The sequence below is a fragment of the Lamprobacter modestohalophilus genome (genome assembly GCF_016583905.1).
GTDB lineage: Bacteria > Pseudomonadota > Gammaproteobacteria > Chromatiales > Chromatiaceae > Lamprobacter > Lamprobacter modestohalophilus.
This window is the reverse complement of sequence record NZ_NRRY01000003.1, coordinates 307,426-322,487: the sequence shown is the minus strand read 5'-3', so window position 1 is coordinate 322,487 and position 15,062 is coordinate 307,426. Positions and strand designations below refer to the sequence as shown.

The window sequence follows — 15,062 nt, the reverse complement described above, 5'->3', positions numbered from 1 at the left end:
CCAAGGGACCCCATGACGCCCGTTCGTTTCCTACTGCCACATGATCAATCTCGGCGCGCGCCGCGCCAGGTCAAGGCTGCCTACTGGCTCGCGACGCTGGTACTTCTAACCGCACTGCTTCAGCTCACGCTAGGCTGCATCGGCACGGCTAGCGCTCAGGCCGAGCAGCAACCAGGAGCCGCGTTGAGCCTCCAGCCAACGGTCACGCGCGAGCAGGTCGAGGCCAAGCTCGATGCGCTGGCGGAGAACACCGATCTGACCGAAGACGCCAAGAAAAGCCTCACCGAACGCTATCGCAGCACACTGAGCAACCTGGAGCGACTGAACAGCTTCCAAGCACAAGCCAGGAGTTACTTCGAGGCGCTGGAGACGGCGCCGATCGAGGCGGCCGCGCTGCGCACTGAGCTCGACGCGTTGAAGGCGCCGAGCGACCCACCGGTTGAGCTTGCAGAAACGGTGACCGTCGCCGAGATCGAACAAATGCTGGCGCGCGAGCAGGCCGAAGCGGCCTCGATCGAAGCCCAATTGAACAAGCTCAACGAAACCCTAAGCGGTCAATCCGAGCAGCTCGACAACGTGCGCCGACGCCTGACCGAAGCGCCTCAGGAGCTGTCCCAAATCGACGAGGAGATCGCGCGCCCGCAGCCCAACGGGCAGAGCGAGGGGGACCGCCAAGCCCGCCTCTGGGATCTCGAGACCGAGCGCGATGCGCTGCGCGCTGAGATGATGATGCTCGACCAGCAGATCCTCAGCGCCGACGCGCGCCGGCAGCTCGCCGAAGCCCAACGCGAGCAACGCACCTCGGCACTGCAGCGGCTGCGGCTGCGTCGTGCCTATCTCGAGAATGAAGCAGACCGGCTACGCTCCATCGAGGCCGAACGCGCACGCAAAGAAACCGAATCCGCTGCGCGTGAGCTTGGCGATGCAGATCCGATTCTGCGCAGCCTCGCAGAGAAGAACCGAGAGGTCAGTCATACCATCAGCACGGTGACTGAGGCGCTGAGCCGGCTCGATGAGCAGCAGGCGGAGCTGGAGCAGAGGCTGCGCGAGACCCAGACAGATCTCAAGGACGCCCGAGCACGCATCAGCGCCGCGGGCTTGAGCCAAGCGGTTGGGCAGATCCTGGTCGACGAGCGAACCGATCTGCCGGACGCGAGCAGCTTGCGTGAACAGGCCGCGCGCCGCGCCGAGACAATCGCCGAGCTGACGCTGAGCCAATTGCGCCTCAGCGAGGCGCTCCGTGGGCTCGAGAACATCGATGCTGCCGTTGCTCGAGCGCTAGCCGAAGCAACCCCTGAGGTTGTCGGCCAGAGTACTGACGAGGGTCCCAGTGAGAGTGCCAACCAAGGTACCGGCGACCTGACACCTCAGCAGCAAGAGCAGCTGCAAACGCAGCTGAGGAAGCAATTGCTGAGGCAGCGTGACCTGTTGCAGCGTGCGTTGCGACTCCAGGAAAGCTATCAACGCGCGCTCGGCGACCTCGATTTCACCGCCGACCAGTACAGCGATCTGGTCAATCGATACCGCGATTTCTTGGCCGAGAACCTGCTGTGGGTGCGAAGCGCGACCCCGATCACGCAGCAACCATTCGCAGCACTTCCGAAAGCGGTCTGGTGGTTGATCGCCCCAGAGCAGTGGGCGAGCGTTGTCGATATCTTGGTCCAAACCGCCGTTTCATCGGCCCTCTTCTGGCTTGGCATTGCGGTCGTCATCGGGCTTTTGGTGCTCGGGCCATCGATACGTCGACGGATTCGCAGTTCTGCCGAGCCGATGCGCCGCATCAGCACCGACCGTTTCGTTTACACCGTCTCCGCGCTCGGTCTGACGCTCTTGGTTGCGTTGCCCTGGCCATTACTCAGCGCCCTGCTCGGATGGCAGCTGAGCATCGCCCCGCAGACGCATCCGTTCGCCCTCGCCGTTGGCAACGGTCTGCTCGCGATTGTGCTCCCGTTCTACTATCTGCGGGCATTTCGACTGCTGTGCATGCCCGGCGGCGTCGCCGCGCGGCACTTCCGCTGGGGCTCGGAGACGCTCATCAAGCTGCGGCGTGGCTTCCAGATCGCCGCGCTGCTGCTGCTACCGATCGGGTTCGCCGCTGAGACCAGTGGCTTCGCCGAAGACCCGGCCTTCGACGGCACCCTGGTTCGGCTCGCGCTGGTGCTGCTCTGCCTTGGGCTCGCGGCACTCACGGCCTGGCTGATCCACCCGGAGCGCGGCGTCTTCAAAGCGCTGCTTGCCGAGCAGCCAGCGGGCTTGCTCAACCGGCTGCGGTTCATCTGGTACCCGCTCTCGGTGCTCATGCCCGCCGCACTCGCGGTCCTCGCGCTCGCCGGGTATGTCTACACGGCGGGCACCCTGCTGGCTTCGGTGGCGGCTCAGCTTTGGCTCGCCCTGGCCCTCGTCGTCCTGCATCAGCTGATCGTGCGCTGGCTGATCCTCACCCGCCGTGGTCTTGCGCTTGAGGCCGCCCTGGAGCGGCGCGCACAGCGCGAGGCTCAGCGTGAAGCGCTGCAACAAGGCGCGCAGCGGGTCGAGCTGACTGAGGACTCGGTCGACCTAGCCGCGCTCGATAGCCAGACCCGGAAACTGCTCAACAGCAGCATCGTCATCATCGCGGCCGTTGGCATCTGGGTGATTTGGTCAGATGTCTTACCAGCGCTGAACCTATTCGAAGGGATCACGCTCTGGAGCTATACGGCGATGGTTGACGGCGCCAAGGAGCTGGTTCCGGTGACCCTGGCTGATCTCGGCCTGATCCTGGTGATCGCCACGGCGGCGCTGATTGCGGTCAAGAACCTGCCGGCACTGCTCGAGATCCTGCTGCTGAAGAACACCGAGGTCAGCACCAGCGGGCGCTATACGCTGGTCACCCTGACGCGCTATACGATCACTGCGGTGGGTCTGCTGCTGATCGTCAGCACCCTCGGCCTGCAGTGGTCGCAGGTGCAATGGCTGGTAGCGGCACTCAGCGTCGGTATCGGCTTCGGGCTGCAGGAGATCGTTGCCAACTTTATCAGTGGCTTGATCATCCTCTTTGAGCGCCCGGTGCGGGTTGGTGACACGGTGACCATCGGCGACGTCACCGGCACGGTCACGCGGATTCAGATCCGCGCGACCACCATTCGCAATTGGGACAAGCAGGAACTGCTGGTGCCCAATAAGGAGTTCATTACTGGGCGCTTACTGAACTGGACCCTGACCGATCAGCTGAACCGAATGGTGATTCCGGTCGGCATCGAATACGGCAGTGATACGCGCAAGGCGCTTGCCCTGCTGAGCGAGGTCGCCGCTGAGCATCCGAGGATTCTCGATGATCCAGCGCCCATGATCACCTTTGAAGGCTTCGGTGATAATGCGCTCAACCTCGTGCTGCGCTGCTATCTCGAGACGCTCGAGTTCAGGTTGACGGTGATGACCGAGCTGCATCAGGCGATCGACGACAAGTTCCGCGCAGCCGGTATCGGCATCGCCTTCCCGCAGCGTGACATCCATCTGCGCTCGGCCGAGCCGATTGAGATCATGATGCGTCGCCCGCCAACCCACCCTGCTGACTCCGCACACAGCGAGCCAGCACCAGCACCAGCACCAGCACCAGCACCAGCACCAGCACCAGCACCAGCGCCTTGATGCTATCGCTGTTTGCCCTGACTCGCGGACCTGCGGCACCATGAAGCGCCGGCATCCCGCCCCTATCGACGCCAAAGGCGACTATACTCAGGCCCCGATGCCGCCAACGCTACCGAGGATCGCATGGCCGACGCCGCCGTCTCCGTCGCCCCATCCGCCGACCGCCTCCCTTCCGCGCCGCCCGACAGCTTTGCCGCCGTGGACCTGGGCTCGAACTCATTTCACCTGCTGGTCGCGCGCGTCGACGGCGGCAGCCTTCAGGTCATCGACCGCTACAAGGAGATGGTGCGCCTCGGCGAGGGGCTGACCGAAGACAAGTACCTCGATCCCGAAGTCGCCGAGCGCGCCCTAGCCTGCCTGGAGCGTATTGGCCAGCGCCTGCGCGGCGTCGATCCAGCCAATGTGCGCATCGTCGGCACCAACACCTTGCGGCAATTACGACCGGAGACGCACTTCGTTGAAGCCGCCGAAGCCGTCCTTCAGCACCCTATCGAGGTGATTGCCGGGCGTGAGGAGGCCCGACTGGTCTATCTGGGGGTTGCGCATGGACTCGCCATCGGCGACGAGAGGCGTCTGGTGGTCGATATCGGCGGCGGCAGCACCGAGCTCATCGTCGGCCAAGGCTTTCGTGCCACGCTGCGCGAGAGCCTGCACATGGGCTGTGTCAGCATCTCGCGACGCTACTTCGCTGGCGACAAGATCAGCACCAAGCTGATGGATCGGGCTGAGCTGGCCTGTGCGCTGGAGATTCGCCCGGTGCGCGAGCTGTTTCGCCAAGCAGGCTGGACCACGGCGACCGGAAGCTCGGGCACCATCAAGGCCATCGCGGCGGTGATGGCGGCCGAGGGCTGGAGCGACGACGGCATTACCGCCGACGGACTCGCCAAACTGCGCGCAGCCATGATCGACTGTGGCAAGGTCTCGGCGCTTGAGCTCAAGGGGCTCAGCGATGAGCGCCGACCGGTCTTCGCCGGCGGTGTAGCCGTGTTACGGGCGGTGTTCCAGAACCTGGCGATCGACAAGATGCGGGCCTCAGACGAGGCGCTGCGCGAGGGGCTGATCTACGAGATGGTCGGACGTGTCCACCATGAGGACGTGCGTGAGCGCACCGTCGCGACCCTCTGCCGCCGCTTCGATACCGATCCGGAGCATGCCGGGCGGGTGCGCGACACGGCGCTCGAACTCTACAAGCAAGTGCGCGAGGTCTGGGCACTGAGCCACGACAATCATCCGAAGATGCTCGGCTGGGCCGCTGAGCTGCACGAGATTGGGCTCGCGGTCTCGCATAGCCAGTACCAGAAACATGGCGCCTATTTGCTGCGCAACGCTGATCTCTCCGGCTTCACGCGCCAAGAGCAGGATGCGCTCGCGGCCCTGGTCCTCGGGCATCGGCGCAAATTCCCGATCGACGTCTTCATGGCCTTGCCGCGCCCTGTTCGCGAGTGTGGTCGGCGGCTGACGATCCTGCTGCGGCTCGCTGTGCTGATGCACCGCGGCCGCTCCGCCAGCGCCGAGCCCAACCCCCAGTTGGAGGCGGATGGCGAGACGCTGCGACTGCGTTTTCCGACGCATTGGCTTGATGACCATCCGTTGACTCGACTGGAATTCGAGGAAGAGGGAGCGCGTCTCGCCGCCGCCGGCATCACGCTGGATGTCGGTTGATCACAGGTCGCGATCATTAGGCCGCGATCGCGGGCCGTGATCACAGGCCGTGATCACAGGTCGTCCGAGGTGCCGCAAGCCTGACGGATTAACCCAACCCGAGCCTGCTTGCTGGTAGAATCCTGGCGGGCGAGGTTTCCGCCTGCAGCACCGAGGTCGAGGCGAACCCCGCCACAAGCTCGGCTAACGGACATCGCACATCGCCACCGCGGACGATGAAGCGTTTGTTTTACGGTAACCTTCCGCCATCCAAAAAACGCCGCCCCAGACACCGAATAACGGAGGACACGCAATCATGGCCAAACTCTTTTCCGCAGACTGGATGAACCAGCTCAAAGACGCATGGAACAACGATCCCGAGGTCAGCGGCAAGCTCGCTGAGATCGGCTTCAACTCCATTATCTCCTGTGGATTCAAGGATGAGACGGACCCACGAGGCGTCTTCGTGGTCGAGAACGGCGTTTGTGTACGCGCTGGAGATTGGTCAGGCGAGAGCCCCGATTGGGACATGCGCGCCGACATGAAAGACTGGCTGAAATGGGTCGAGAAAGGCATCGGCATGGTCGGCATGGGCACCGCCTACGCCACCGGTAAGCTCAAGTTCAAGACCGGTGACTACTCAGCCATGGTCAAGGACCCGCGTATGGCTGGGCCTTTCGTCAAGAGCTTCAACCTGATGAAGCAGATCGGCGCCGACGAACTCGGCTAAGCGCTGAGCGCTTTCGGCGCGCTCCGCCAACCCCGGCGGAGCACGCCGTTCTCGAAACCCGCTACCCGGCGGGTTTTTTCTTGATTGATCCGGCGCAGGCCAACCGCCCATCGCGCCAGTCTCTTGCGGCATATCACGGACGAAGTTCAGGTTGCCCCGCATGCTTAGCGATTCTGTGCGAGCCCCAAAGGCTGGGCTTGTGCAACCGATCACCGACAGGAGAGCCATTCATGCGCGGTCACCGTCGCCTTTCATCTCTGCGGATCATCGGCCGATATGCTTGCGCAGGCCTGCTTGCATGCGCCTTCAGCGGCTTTACCCAGGTGGTCAATGCCGGCGCAAGCAGCTGGCCAACGCCACCGGCCGCCAGCACACCGCCACCACCCCAGATCTCAGGTCCGTTGCAAGGCGGGACCGCCGATCACACCAAATTCGCCGAGCTTAAGGGACCGTTCGAAAACGGCTCGCAAGTGACCCAGGCCTGTCTCAGCTGCCACACCGAGACCGGCCAGCATTTCATGAAGAACATCCACTGGACCTGGTCGTATCAGGACAAGAACACCGGCCAGCAGCTCGGCAAGCGCTACCTGATCAACAATTTCTGCACCAACTCGCGCGGCAACGAGGGCATGTGCGCCCAATGCCACGCCGGCTATGGCTGGAAAGACGAGGGCTTCGACTTCACCGATGAGACCAAGATCGACTGCCTGGTCTGCCACGAGACCACGGGCACCTATTACAAAAAACCCAACTCCGAAGGCAGCCCGGCCTGCTCGGTGATGTTCGAAGGCAAGCCGCCGATCGACTTCGCCGCTGCCGCGCAGAGTGTCGACCTGCCGCAGCGTGCCAACTGTGGCTTCTGCCATTTCAATGGCGGCGGAGGCGATAACGTCAAGCATGGCGACCTCTCGACCGCGCTGACGCAGCCACCGCGCTCGCTTGATGTGCACATGGGCGTCGATGGGCTCAACTTCGCCTGTACCGCCTGCCATGTGACCAACAAGCATGTCTGGGCCGGCAGCCGTTATCAGATCGTCTCCAAAGACACCGAGGGCACTGGCCTCCCCGGCCAACGCACCGATGTCGCCACCTGTGAATCCTGCCATGGGCTGGCACCCCACCCGGTCGACTCGCTGGCTGGATTCAAGCTCAACGACCATGTCCAAAGCATCGCCTGCCAAACCTGCCATATCCCCGAATTCGCCCGTGGCGGCGTCGCCACCGTGATCGACTGGGATTGGCGTACCGCCGGCAAGACCCGCGATGGCGAGGGCTATCATGAAGAGGGCTATATCCAAGGTAACGGCGACCACCGCTATACCTATAAGTCGATCAAGGGCGACTTCGTCTACGACGAGAACATCATCCCTGAGTACGACTGGTTCGATGGCCAGATGGTCTACACCACCATCGACACCCAATTCGATCCCAACGCCAAAGAGATCGAGATCAACGGCTTCAGCGGCTCGCGCGAGGATAAGCGCTCACGCATCTGGCCCTTCAAGCGCATGCACACCTGGCAGCCCTACGACAAAGGCAACGGCACCTTGGTCTACACCCATCTCTGGGGTGAAGACGATACCGCCTACTGGGGCAACTACGACATGGGCGCCGCAATCGAGAAGGGCATGGCCGACTTCGGCCTCGACTACTCCGGCGAGTTCGGCTTTATCGAGACACTCTCTTGGTGGCCGATCACACACATGGTCACGCCCAAGGAGCAGGCGCTGGCCTGTGGCGATTGCCATACGCCCAAGGATAGCCGCCTCGCCGAGGTCAAAGGCGTCTATCTGCCCGGTCGCGATCGTAACCGCTGGCTCGACATCATCGGCACCCTGATCGTCGCCGGCACCTTCGGCGGCATCCTCATCCATGCCGGTATTCGCTTCTTTTCGCCTAAGGGGAGCCACCACTGATGGCCCTGCATCACGTCAAAATCTTTAGTGGTTTCGAGCGCTTCTGGCACTGGTCGCAGATGCTGCTGATCGTCATCCTGCTGATTACCGGTTTCGGGTTGCACGGATTCCACAACCTGCTCAGCTTCGAGACCGCCGTCACCTGGCACACTGGTGCGGCGCTGGCATTGCTGCTGCTCTGGGCCTTCAGTATCTTCTGGCTCTTCACCACCCGCACCTGGCGCCACTTCATCCCGACCATCACCGGCCTCTGGGGCGTGCTGCGCTACTATGCCTATGGCATCTTCAAGGGCGAGCGCCATCCCTACCGCAAGGCCTATTGGCGCAAGCACAATCCGCTGCAGGCGCTGGCCTATCTGATGCTCAAGATCGTACTGTTCCCGGCGATCTGGATCAGCGGCCTCGCCTATCTGTTCTATTTCGCCTGGCGCGATCTCCCAGACGCACCGGCTTGGCTCGAAGGTGTTGCGCTAGTGCATACCGCTGCCGCCTTCGCGATCCTCACCTTTGTGTTCATCCACGTTTACATGCTGACCACCGGGCACTCATTCCGCGAACATGTCATGCCGATGGTCACCGGCTTCGACGAGGTGGATCTCACGCCAGAAGAAGAGGCCTATCTGCGCAAGGATGAGCCGGAGCAGATTCGCTAAGCGCGCGCGTCATTCAGCCGTTCACAGGTGAGCTTGAGCTCACACGAGTCGAGCAAGAGCCTGCCTCTAGCGTCAAAGTCTTCCGAGCCCAATAATCAACGAATACCAGACAGCAAAAAGGCCCCAAAACGGGGCCTTTTTGCTGAGTACTTGCGCCTTTCGCGCTTAGTTCTGCACTTAGTTCCGCACTTAGTTCCGCGACTTATCGACCAGCTGCTTCTCGCGAATCCAGGGCATCATCTCGCGCAGCCGGCTGCCGACCTGCTCGATCTGATGCTCCTGCGAGAGCTTGCGCATCGCTTTCATCGACGGCGCACCAGCCTGATTCTCGAGCGTGAATTCCTTGGCGAACTGACCGTTCTGGATCTCGCGCAGGATCTTGCGCATCTCGTCACGGGTCTCTTCAGTGATGATGCGCGGGCCGCGGGTCAGGTCGCCGTACTCGGCGGTGTTGCTGATCGAGTATCGCATGTTGGCAATGCCGCCCTCGTAGATCAGGTCGACGATCAGCTTAACCTCGTGTAGGCACTCGAAGTAGGCCATCTCAGGCTCGTAGCCGGCCTCGACCAGGGTCTCGAAGCCCATCTGGATCAGCGCGGTGAGGCCACCACAGAGCACCACCTGCTCGCCAAACAGATCGGTCTCGCACTCCTGGCGGAAGCTGGTCTCGATGATGCCAGCACGGCCGCCACCGTTGGCTGACGCGTAGGCCATCGCGATATCCCGCGCCTTACCAGTCGCGTCCTGATGCACCGCGATCAGGCTAGGCACGCCGCCGCCCTGGGTGTAGGTCGAGCGCACCAGATGACCCGGTCCCTTGGGCGCGATCATGATGACGTCGAGATCCGCGCGCGGCTCGATCTGGCCGAAGTGGATATTGAAGCCGTGCGCGAAGGCCAGTGCCGCGCCCTGCTTGATATTCGGAGCGACCTGATCGCGGTAGAGCTTCGCCTGGTGCTCATCGGGTGCCAGGATCATCACCACATCGGCACCGCTGACGGCGTCCGGGATGTCCTTGACCGCAAGCCCTGCGTCAGCAGCCTTGGCGGCCGAATTGGAGCCCGCGCGCAGGCCGACAACGACATCGACACCGGATTCCTTGAGATTGTTTGCGTGGGCATGTCCTTGCGAGCCGTAACCGATGATCGCGACCTTCTTGCCCTGAATCAGCGAGAGGTCGGCGTCTTTGTCGTAGTAAACATTGATGGCCATGATGGCTCCTAAGTTGATTGAGGGCACCTGGATCGGTAAGCCCCTTTGAATCAATGGGCCTTGGGCCCGAAAAGAGTTGTTGAACCGCAGGTTTCGCAGATCAGCACAGAAGAAAATGACGTTGAGATCCTAACCAAGATCCTTTATCGACCCGGTCAAATCCGCGTCATCTGCGGCTTATAGGTTGCAGGCCTCAGGGTTGCCCCTGACGGGCCTTTGGGATTGCTGTCAGAGCGTCAAGCCCTTGGCACCGCGCAGGATACCGGTCGGCCCGGAGCGGACGACTTCGGTAATCAGCCCCTCGGGCGCGGCCTCGATGAAGGCGTCGAGCTTGCGCGACGCCCCCGTCAGCTCGACGATGTAGCTCGCCTCAGTCACGTCGATGATCTTGGCGCGGAAGATCTCGGTCAGGCGCTTAAGCTCCTCCCGGTCTGGCCCTGCCGCCTTGAGCTTGATCAGCATCATCTCGCGCTCGATGTGCTCGCCCTCGGAGAGGTCTTGCAGCTTGACGACATCAATGAGCTTGTTGAGCTGCTTCTTGATCTGCTCAACGATATCGTCATTGCCGCGCGTCACCAGGGTCATGCGCGAGAGCGAAGGCTCATCGGTCGCCGCGACGGTGAGGGATTCGATGTTGTAGCCGCGGGCCGAGAACAGACCAGCAATGCGCGATAGCGCACCCGACTCGTTCTCAACCAGCATCGAAATGATGTGTCTCATACCTGCTCTCAGGCCTTAGGCCAGCTCCCGCTCGGACATGGTCGGCGGCAGTTCCATCTCGTGATGGCCCTTGCCTGCACAAATCATCGGATAGACGTTCTCGGACGGGTCAACGATGACATCGAGGAACACAAACCGATCCTTCATCGCGAAAGCCTCGCGCATCGCCGCCTCGAGTTGATCTGGCTTCTCAACCCGCATGCCAACATGGCCGAAGCTCTGCGCCAGCGCGACGAAGTCAGGTAAGGCATCGACATAGGAATGTGCGTAGCGGCTCTCGTAGAAGAACTCCTGCCACTGGCGCACCATGCCCATGTAGCCGTTGTTCAAGAGCACGACCTTGATCGGCAGACTGTACTGCTTGCAGGTCGCCATCTCCTGGATGCACATCAGGATGCTGGCCTCGCCTGAGATACAGGCCACCTGCGCGTCCGGATGACCGAGCTGTACGCCCATGGCCGCCGGCAGGCCGAAGCCCATGGTGCCGAGCCCGCCCGAGTTGATCCAACGCCGCGGCTTGTCAAACGGATAGAACTGGGCCGCGAACATCTGATGCTGGCCGACATCCGAGGTCAGAAACAGGTCGCCATCGGTCACCTTGTAGAGCGTCTCAACGGCAAACTGCGGCTTGATCATCGGGCTCGACCGGTCGTAGCGCATGCAGTCGATACTGCGCCACTCATCGATCTGTTTCCACCAGGCCGCGAGCGCGGTCTGATCCGGCCGTCCACCGCTTTCGCGCAAGACACCGAGCATATCGGTGACGACACTGCCGACCGGGCCAACGATCGGCACCTGGACCTTGACATTCTTCGAGATCGAGGACGGGTCGACATCGACATGGATGATCTCGGCATGCGGGCAGAAGTGCTCGATCTTACCGGTGACGCGATCATCGAAGCGCGCACCGATCGCGATCAGGCAATCGGTCTCGTGCATGGCCATATTGGCCTCGTAGGTGCCGTGCATCCCGAGCATGCCGACGAACTGCTTGTCGGTCATCGGGTAGGCGCCCAGCCCCATCAGGGTGCTGGTGATCGGGAAGCCGAGGGCGCGCACCAATTCGGTCAGCGGTGCCGCGGCATCGTCCAGGATCGCGCCACCGCCGGTGTAGAAGATCGGCCGCTTGGCATCGAGCATGGCCTCGACCGCCTTGCGAATCTGGCCTAGATGGCCCCGCTTCGCCGGATTGTAGGAGCGGATGCTGAGGTCGCGCGGATAGACGTAAGGAACCTTGATGTTCGGATCAGTGACATCCTTAGGGATGTCGACCACCACCGGCCCAGGACGACCGGACTGCGCAATGAAGAAGGCCTTGCGGATGGTCAGGGCCAAGTCCTCGAGTCGCTTGACCAGAAAATTGTGCTTCACGCAGGGGCGTGTGATACCGACGGTATCGACCTCCTGGAAGGCGTCGCTGCCAATGACAGGCGTTGGCACCTGTCCGGTAATCACCACCATCGGGATCGAATCCAGATGCGCCGTGGCGATGCCCGTCACCGCGTTCGTGGCCCCAGGGCCCGAGGTCACGAGGCAGACACCACATTTTCCGGTCGCGCGCGCGTAGCCGTCTGCCGCGTGCGTCGCCCCTTGCTCGTGGCGTACCAAGACATGCTTGATGGCATCGCCGCGCTGAAATAACGCATCGTAAATATGCAGCACAGCGCCGCCAGGATAACCGAAGACGTATTCAACACCTTCGTCAATCAGCGCCTGGATAGTGATCTCAGCGCCGCTGAGCATAGGTGCCGCAGCGGCAACATTGGCACCAGCGCCGTCAGGCACGCCCGTTTCAGCGGTCTTTGTGGGGGCAGGCCGATCGGCCAGATTAGAATGCACGCAGGCGTCCTCCGTACGGATCGACTCGGCGGCCTGGATGCGCATCATCGCGCTCGCAGCCACCGACGCAGCGACCGGTGAGATGTCAAGTATGCCAAGCAGAGGCTCGCGCAACGCCCGGCCCAGCGACCGTATCTGAGGGGCTGCGAAAGGCTTGACAAGGTACCGCACGCCGACAGACGCTGGAAATTCTGTGAGCCGCTTGACCGAGCGAGCGTTACCACGAGCCCAGCCGCCAAGCCGCAGCGGTAAACCGTCGAAAATACTAAATAACCGACCCCTTGGTCAACTACTTCCAAAGGCTCCGGTTTCGGCTACTCTGCACAGCTTCCCATTCTGCACAGCTTCCTATCAAGAGGACCAACGGTTCATGAACGCACTCTCAGACTTCAGTGCTCCCGCGCGTGGCCTGATCGTCGCGGCCGCCTTCGCCTTGGTCGTCACTGTCCTCAAAATGGCATCCTCGCTGCTGGCGCCGATCCTGTTGGCGGTGTTCATCGCCATCGTCGTCACCCCCGCGTTAGGTTGGATGCGGCGCAAGGGAGTGCCGAAATGGGCCGCGCTGGTCGTCATCGGTTTCGTGCTCCTTGACGTTGGCAGCCTCCTAGCACTGGTCACGACCGGGGCCGTTGAGGGTTTTCGCGAGAGTATCCCGTCCTATCAGGAGCGCCTGACCTTGCTTGCGGGTCAGTTCGGCAACTGGCTGGAGGCTGCCGGCATGGACAACTCAGGCGACGCAGTCCCCAATCTGCTCGACCCGAGCAAACTAATGATTGGCGTGCGCTTGCTGTTATCGAATGCCAGCGGCATCTTCGCCAATGGCCTGCTCGTACTGCTGACGGTCATCTTCATCCTGCTCGAGGCGCCAACGCTCTGGGCCAAGCTACACGCGGCCTTCTCCCTGACGCCCGAGGGCGAAGAGCGCATCCGTCGGCTGTTCGGCTCGATCAATCGCTACATGCAGATCAAGGCGGCAACCAGCTTCGCGACGGGCGTCTGTGCCTATTTCCTGCTTTGGCTCCTCGGTATCGACTTTGCCATCTTCTGGGCCATCCTGGCGTTCTTCCTGAACTTCATACCGGTGGTCGGCAACGTCATCATGATGATCCCGCCGGCGCTGCTCGCGCTGGTGCAGGCCGACCTCTCGACTGCACTGATGGTCATCATCGGCTACTTAGTCATTAATACCGCCATCGGCAACATCATCGAGCCGCGCATCATGGGTAAGGGACTCGGCATCTCGACCCTAGCGGTATTCTTAGCGTTGTTGTTCTGGGGCTGGCTGTTCGGCAGCGTGGGGATGTTCCTCGCCGTCCCGCTCACGGTGACCTTGGTCATCGCGCTGGATGCAAGCCCGACCACGCGCCCGATCGCCATCCTGCTCGGCCCTGAGGTTGAAAAAATGCCCCCGCCCGAACAGGTCAATCAGCCGGTGCTGGATGCCGTCGCCATGGATGAGCCAGCTGACCATGAGCACTGAGTGATGCTATTGGTATAGCATTCGCGGTTCGAACAGTCATCACGAGCCCCGATGAGCGAGACCGAGCTGAACCAGATTCGACGCCGATTTAGCGACGCCTATCGCGCCCGCGACTTGGCGGCTTGCATCCACTTAGCGACCGAAGGTCTGCATCTAACCGAAGCTAGCCATGACATCGCAACCCAGACCTTGATGCTCGTCTGGCTGGGCGAGAGCCACTGGCAGCTCAAGCAGACAGAGCAGGCTGTCGCGGCGCTGAGTCGCGCCGCTAAAGCCGAGCCGCCGGCCGACCCGAGCGATGTGTTCAATGCCATCTCAACGCTACTGAACATCAGCATCCTTGAGCGCCCGCTGGCCGAGGCCAAGGCACTCATTGCGCGGGGGCGCGCACACCTGGAGCAACATGACCAGCAGCGCTCACGCCACATGCTCGACCTGAGCGAGGGCGATCTGGCCGCGCGTCGGGGTGACTGGCAAGCAGCACTGCAGCACTATCGCGCGGCCTACGAGCACCAGCAAGTCGATACCGGCTCGCTATGCTTCACCCTCGCCTCCTACCAGATCAAGCTTGCCGAGGTGAGCTTCATGTTTGGTGACGCCAAGGCGCTGAGCCACTGGTGCCGCGAGATCAATGCTGCACCTAAGACGCTCGAAGGCGATCGGCTGCGCGCCGAGCAGGTGCGGCTACTCTGCTATCGCGCCGGCATCCCAGAGCCAGCCGGTGCGCGCGGTGACGCGGTCACCACGGCCCGCCGCGTACTCCGCTGGCTCGAGGAGATCGACGGCCATCGCGAGGACTTTGCGCGCGACGCCATGCGGGTGCTGCTGCGCGAGGGTGACTGGCTCAGCGTCGAGACCTGGCTCGACTACCCAGGGATTGGCGATGACCCGCTGATGCGCGGTGACCTGCACCTAGCGCGCGCGCGGCAAGCACTCGGTTTGCCGGCGCATGACCCAGCCTGGTCAACGGCGACGCCGACATCGGACCGGCCCGCCAATCCACTCGCCAAGGCCAGCGCCAATAGTCTGAGTCCGCTCAACATCGCGAGGACGACAATCGGTTTGAACAAGATTTCCAAGGCGCGCGATGACCTTGAGGCAGCACGAGCGCATTATGTAGGCAAACAAGCCTGGGCCGCGCATGAAGATCAGCGTCTGGAAACCGACTACCATCGCCGAATGCTGGATGCACGGCTTCAGCAGGTTAACGCCATGACCGACCAACTGAGCTGAGGTCACTTTTT

The 15,062-nt window shown here is 62.2% G+C and carries 10 protein-coding genes; 7 read left to right on the top strand and 3 right to left on the bottom strand.

Features of this window, described 5'->3' with window-relative positions:
• The first annotated feature begins 12 nt into the window (after positions 1–12).
• From CKO42_RS03665 to CKO42_RS03645, 5 genes are all read left to right on the top strand, one after another.
• The gene (locus tag CKO42_RS03665; RefSeq protein ID WP_200238992.1) at positions 13–3,627 is read left to right on the top strand and encodes a mechanosensitive ion channel domain-containing protein; all 3,615 of its coding nucleotides are present in this window, start codon (positions 13–15) and stop codon (positions 3,625–3,627) included.
• 123 nt (positions 3,628–3,750) lie between these two features.
• The gene (ppx, locus tag CKO42_RS03660) at positions 3,751–5,289 is read left to right on the top strand and encodes an exopolyphosphatase (protein WP_200238988.1); all 1,539 of its coding nucleotides are present in this window, start codon (positions 3,751–3,753) and stop codon (positions 5,287–5,289) included.
• A gap of 295 nt (positions 5,290–5,584) precedes the next feature.
• Complete coding sequence (locus tag CKO42_RS03655) at positions 5,585–5,998, top strand: SCP2 sterol-binding domain-containing protein (protein WP_200238985.1); 414 nt, start codon at positions 5,585–5,587, stop codon at positions 5,996–5,998.
• Between the two features lie 230 nt (positions 5,999–6,228).
• On the top strand, positions 6,229–7,914 hold the full coding sequence (locus CKO42_RS03650; protein ID WP_200238980.1) for a tetrathionate reductase family octaheme c-type cytochrome: 1,686 nt from the start codon (positions 6,229–6,231) through the stop codon (positions 7,912–7,914).
• Complete coding sequence (locus CKO42_RS03645) at positions 7,914–8,567, top strand: cytochrome b/b6 domain-containing protein (protein WP_200238977.1); 654 nt, start codon at positions 7,914–7,916, stop codon at positions 8,565–8,567. Before CKO42_RS03650 ends, CKO42_RS03645 begins: the two co-directional genes overlap by 1 nt.
• 189 nt (positions 8,568–8,756) lie before the next feature.
• Here CKO42_RS03645 and ilvC read toward each other — a convergent pair whose 3' ends face one another.
• From ilvC to ilvB, 3 genes are all read right to left on the bottom strand, one after another.
• Entirely contained in the window at positions 8,757–9,773 is a 1,017-nt protein-coding gene (gene ilvC / locus CKO42_RS03640) for a ketol-acid reductoisomerase (protein WP_200239444.1), read from the bottom strand.
• A gap of 234 nt (positions 9,774–10,007) precedes the next feature.
• A complete protein-coding gene (ilvN, locus tag CKO42_RS03635; protein ID WP_200238974.1) occupies positions 10,008–10,499 on the bottom strand; it encodes an acetolactate synthase small subunit in 492 nt (163 codons plus the stop codon).
• A gap of 15 nt (positions 10,500–10,514) precedes the next feature.
• Entirely contained in the window at positions 10,515–12,242 is a 1,728-nt protein-coding gene (gene ilvB, locus CKO42_RS03630) for a biosynthetic-type acetolactate synthase large subunit (protein WP_200239425.1), read from the bottom strand.
• A gap of 466 nt (positions 12,243–12,708) precedes the next feature.
• On the opposite strand from ilvB, the gene CKO42_RS03625 reads away from it, so the two are divergent.
• Entirely contained in the window at positions 12,709–13,818 is a 1,110-nt protein-coding gene (locus CKO42_RS03625) for an AI-2E family transporter (RefSeq protein ID WP_200238956.1), read from the top strand.
• Positions 13,819–13,869: 51 nt separating this feature from the next.
• The gene (locus tag CKO42_RS03620; RefSeq protein ID WP_200238953.1) at positions 13,870–15,051 is read left to right on the top strand and encodes an ATP-binding protein; all 1,182 of its coding nucleotides are present in this window, start codon (positions 13,870–13,872) and stop codon (positions 15,049–15,051) included.
• Positions 15,052–15,062: the final 11 nt, after the last annotated feature.

Coding starts and splice junctions, on each gene's coding strand:
- CKO42_RS03665 (WP_200238992.1), top strand. CDS start 13: ATGACGCCCGTTCGTTTCCTACTGCCACATGATCAATCTCGGCGCGCG.
- ppx (WP_200238988.1), top strand. CDS start 3,751: ATGGCCGACGCCGCCGTCTCCGTCGCCCCATCCGCCGACCGCCTCCCT.
- CKO42_RS03655 (WP_200238985.1), top strand. CDS start 5,585: ATGGCCAAACTCTTTTCCGCAGACTGGATGAACCAGCTCAAAGACGCA.
- CKO42_RS03650 (WP_200238980.1), top strand. CDS start 6,229: ATGCGCGGTCACCGTCGCCTTTCATCTCTGCGGATCATCGGCCGATAT.
- CKO42_RS03645 (WP_200238977.1), top strand. CDS start 7,914: ATGGCCCTGCATCACGTCAAAATCTTTAGTGGTTTCGAGCGCTTCTGG.
- ilvN (WP_200238974.1), bottom strand. CDS start 10,499: ATGAGACACATCATTTCGATGCTGGTTGAGAACGAGTCGGGTGCGCTA.
- ilvB (WP_200239425.1), bottom strand. CDS start 12,242: ATGCTCAGCGGCGCTGAGATCACTATCCAGGCGCTGATTGACGAAGGT.
- CKO42_RS03625 (WP_200238956.1), top strand. CDS start 12,709: ATGAACGCACTCTCAGACTTCAGTGCTCCCGCGCGTGGCCTGATCGTC.
- CKO42_RS03620 (WP_200238953.1), top strand. CDS start 13,870: ATGAGCGAGACCGAGCTGAACCAGATTCGACGCCGATTTAGCGACGCC.